Genomic DNA, 4,259 nt, shown 5'->3' on the forward strand with positions numbered 1-4,259 from the left:
CCCACACCTAAGCGCCGGTCTTGCCAATATCGGACTGGCCAACACCGGCAGCCACAACCTGGGCCTGGGTAACTTCGGTGATGACAACATCGGCGTGGCCAACACCGGCACCGGCAACATCGGCATCGGCCTGACCGGTGATCACCAGATCGGCTTCGGCGCCCTCAACACCGGCACCGGCAACATCGGCCTGTTCAACTCCGGCACCAACAACATCGGCCTGTTCAACTCCGGCGCCGGCAACTTCGGCATCGCCAACTCCGGCGCCACCAACACCGGAATCGCCAACACCGGCACCACCAACACCGGTGTGCTCAACACCGGCGCACTCAACACCGGGTGGGGTAACACCGGCACCGCCAACACCGGTTTCTACAACAGCGGCACCACCAACACCGGCATCGCCAACCCCGGCAACACCAACACCGGCGCCTACAACACCGGCACCACCAACACCGGCATCGCCAACCCCGGCACCACCAACACCGGCGCCTTCAACACCGGCAACATGAACAACGGCATCCTCTGGCGAGCCGACTCCCACGGCCTCCTCGGCGCCACATACACCATCACAATCCCCGAAATACCGTTACATGCGGTGGGGACCATTCCCATCAATATCCCAATCACTTCGACCATTACCAATGTCGTGTACAGCGGGATGACAATGTCTGATATCCCGTTCGGTTTCACGGTAGGTTTTGGTCCGATACCGGCCTTCACCGGAAAAATCGACTCCCTCACCATTCCGCAAGTCGAGGTGCTCGCTCCCGTACCAGCCCCACACGGCGCCATCGGCGGACCCAATACGGTGGTCGAAATCACGAGTCTCGCCAGCATCGGTCCGGTCGACTGGACGATATTCAGCTTCGGCGGCCAGCCTGGCTTCGGAAACTCGACCACGGCACCATCTTCGGGATTCTTCAACAGCGGTACCGGCAGCTCGTCGGGCTTCTTCAATAGCGGCGCCAACAATTCGGGCCTTACGAACATCGACTTTGGCAACTCCGGCGTCCTAAACATCGGTGTCGTGCAATCGGGTATAGCTAACCTGGGCAATTCCATCTCGGGTTTCATCAATACGGGCCCGCCGGGTTTCTCCAGCCCGGCGGCTATCTCAGGCCTGCACAACGTCGGCACCAGCCTGGCGGGATTCTTGCGTGACGGTACCAACGGCACCACGTTCAATATCGGCCTGGCAAATCAGGGAGGTCTGAACCTCGGCAGCGCAAACGTGGGAGATCTCAACCTGGGTAGCGGCAACATCGGCAGCTTCAATCTGGGCAGCGCCAACATCGGCAGCTTCAACCTGGGCCTCGCCAACACCGGCAGCCTCAACCTGGGCAGCGCCAACACCGGCAGCCACAACCTCGGACTGGCCAACACCGGCAACCACAACCTGGGACTGGCCAACACCGGCAACCACAACCTCGGCCTGGCCAGCATCGGCGACGCCAACATCGGCTTCGGCAACACCGGCACCGGCAACATCGGCATCGGCCTGAGCGGCGACCATCAAATCGGCTTCGGCGACGCGAACACCGGCACCGGCAACATCGGCCTGTTCAACTCCGGCACCAACAACGTCGGCTTCTTCAACTCCGGCACCGGCAACTTCGGCATCGCCAACTCCGGCAACTACAACACCGGAATCGCCAACACCGGCACCACCAACACCGGATTCTTCAACGCCGGTATCGCCAATACGGGCATCGCCGACTCCGGCCACTACAACACCGGCCTGTGCAACGCGGGCCAGGCCAACACCGGAAACTTCAACTCCGGCACCTACAACACCGGCAGCTATAACACCGGCAACTACGACACCGGCCTGGCGAACATCGGCGATTTCGACACCGGCGCGTTGATCAGCGGTAGTTACTCGAACGGACTGTTGTGGCGCGGGAATTACCAGGGTGTTGACAGCTCTGCGTTCAGTCTCGTCATCCCCAATACGGCCATCCCGGTCACGCTCGAACTAGGGGCGCCGATTGATATTCCGATCAACATCAGCCTCGGCACCCTGGCAATTCAGCGGTTCACACTTCCGCCGTACACCGCCGAGATCGATATTCTCGGCACCGGAGACCAACGGGTCGTCAGCGTCGGACCCATAGAATTCCCGGATTTCGTTATCGATCTTCCGAATATCGTTACCGGCATCGGCGGACCGGATACCGTGATCGATGTCGGCGGTTCCGGCGGCATCGGTCCCATCAGAATCCCCATCATCGACATTCCGGCCGCCCCGGGCTTCGGAAATTCGACCACTGGCCCCTCGTCCGGTTTCTTCAATTCCGGCACGGGTAGCGCGTCGGGTTTCGGGAACGTCGGCGCCAACCTATCGGGCTTCTTCAACACCGCCTCCGGCAGCCTGGGAATCTCGGGCTACACGAATCTCGGGGAGCTGGTATCGGGCGTCTCGAACGTCGGCAACACCGTCTCGGGCTTCCTCAACACCAGCACGCTGAACCTGTCGACCGCGGCCGAGGTGTCGGGTATCGCCAACGCCGGCAGCCAGGTCGCGGGCCTGTTGCATGACCCGTGGCACGTCAACGCCGGCTTCGCAAATGCCGGGGCGCTCAACCTCGGTAGCGCAAATCTAGGTAGCTTCAACCTCGGCAGCGGAAACATCGGCAGCGTCAACCTCGGCGGCGCAAACCTCGGCAGCGTCAACCTCGGCAGCGCAAACCTCGGCGGTTTCAATGTGGGCTGGGGCAACCTCGGCAGCTACAACTTTGGCCTCGGCAATCTGGGCAGCGGAAACATCGGCCCGGCCAATCTCGGTGACCACAACGTCGGATTCGGCAATACCGGCGACGACAACCTCGGTTTCGGCAATAACGGCATCGGCAACGTCGGCCTGGCCAACACCGGAGACGGAAACATCGGCATCGGCCTGACCGGGAGCCATCAAATCGGTTTCGGCGCCCTCAACACCGGCACCGGCAACGTCGGCCTGTTCAATTCCGGCAGCAACAACATCGGTCTGTTCAACTCCGGCACCGGCAACTTCGGTATCGGCAATTCCGGCAACTACAACACCGGCATCGGCAATGCCGGAATATCCAATACCGGCCTCTTCAACGCCGGCAACATCAACACCGGGTGGGTCAATACCGGCACCGCCAACACCGGCTCCTACAACACCGGCAACACGAATAGCGGTATGGGGAACCCCGGCGACTACAACACCGGATGGTTCAACACCGGCAACTACAGCACCGGCCTGGCGAACTCGGGCAATGTCGACACGGGTGCTTTCATCGCCGGCAGCTACTCCAACGGCGTTTTCTGGCGCCAGGATTATCAAGGCCTGCTCGGTCTGCACGCCGGGATCTACATCCCCGAGATACCGCTGCTGAACATGGGCTTCAGCATCCCGGTAAATATCCCGATAAACATCGACTTAAAGGGCATAGATATCCGACCCTTCCTGATTCCGCGCTTCCAGATCGGCATCCTGAACTCGAGCTATTTGAGCTTCGAGCTCGGACCCATACTCTCCCCGAACGAAATCACCGGCACCTTGCCCGACGTGAGCGCACTGATCGGTGGGCCAAACACCACGATAGGAGTCGGAATCACCAGCGAAATTGGGCCCATCAACATTCCACTCGTTGATATTCCGGCGGGTCCGGGTTTTGGGAATGCGACGGGCGGTCCGTCGTCGGGGTTCTTCAATCAGGGCAGTGGCAGTTCTTCGGGGTTCGGTAACTTCGGGGCGAACAATTCCGGCTGGCACAACTCCGCGATCGGCGCTCTGGGCAACTCGGGGCTGGCCAACCTGGGGGCGTTGCAATCGGGCCTGTTCAACCTGGGCAACTCGGTCTCGGGCTGGTACAACACCGGCACCGCCGGCGTGGGCGCCCCGGCGCAGCTGTCCGGGCTGGCCAACGTCGGCACCGACCTGGCCGGCCTGCTGCACGACGGCCCCCAGGCCACCGTGTTCAACCTGGGCCTGGGCAACCTGGGTCAACTCAACCTCGGCTTTGGCAACACCGGCGAGCTCAACTGGGGCAGCGGCAACGTCGGCAGCGCCAACGTGGGCAGCGCCAACCTGGGCAGCCTCAACCTGGGCAGCGCCAACATCGGCAGCACCAACATCGGCTTCGCCAACACCGGCCCACACCTAAGCGCCGGTCTTGCCAATATCGGACTGGCCAACACCGGCAGCCACAACCTGGGCCTGGGTAACTTCGGTGATGACAACATCGGCGTGGCCAACACCGGCACCGGCAACATCGGCATCGGCCTGA

1 protein-coding gene is annotated in these 4,259 nt (G+C 61.8%); it reads left to right on the forward strand.

From position 1 onward, the window contains the following. Window positions 1–4,259 (forward strand): beta strand repeat-containing protein (locus B4U45_RS02435; protein ID WP_423734682.1); only part of this gene is annotated, 4,259 nt, incomplete at both ends.

This window comes from Mycobacterium persicum, from assembly GCF_002086915.1.
Classification (GTDB): Bacteria; Actinomycetota; Actinomycetes; order Mycobacteriales; family Mycobacteriaceae; genus Mycobacterium; species Mycobacterium persicum.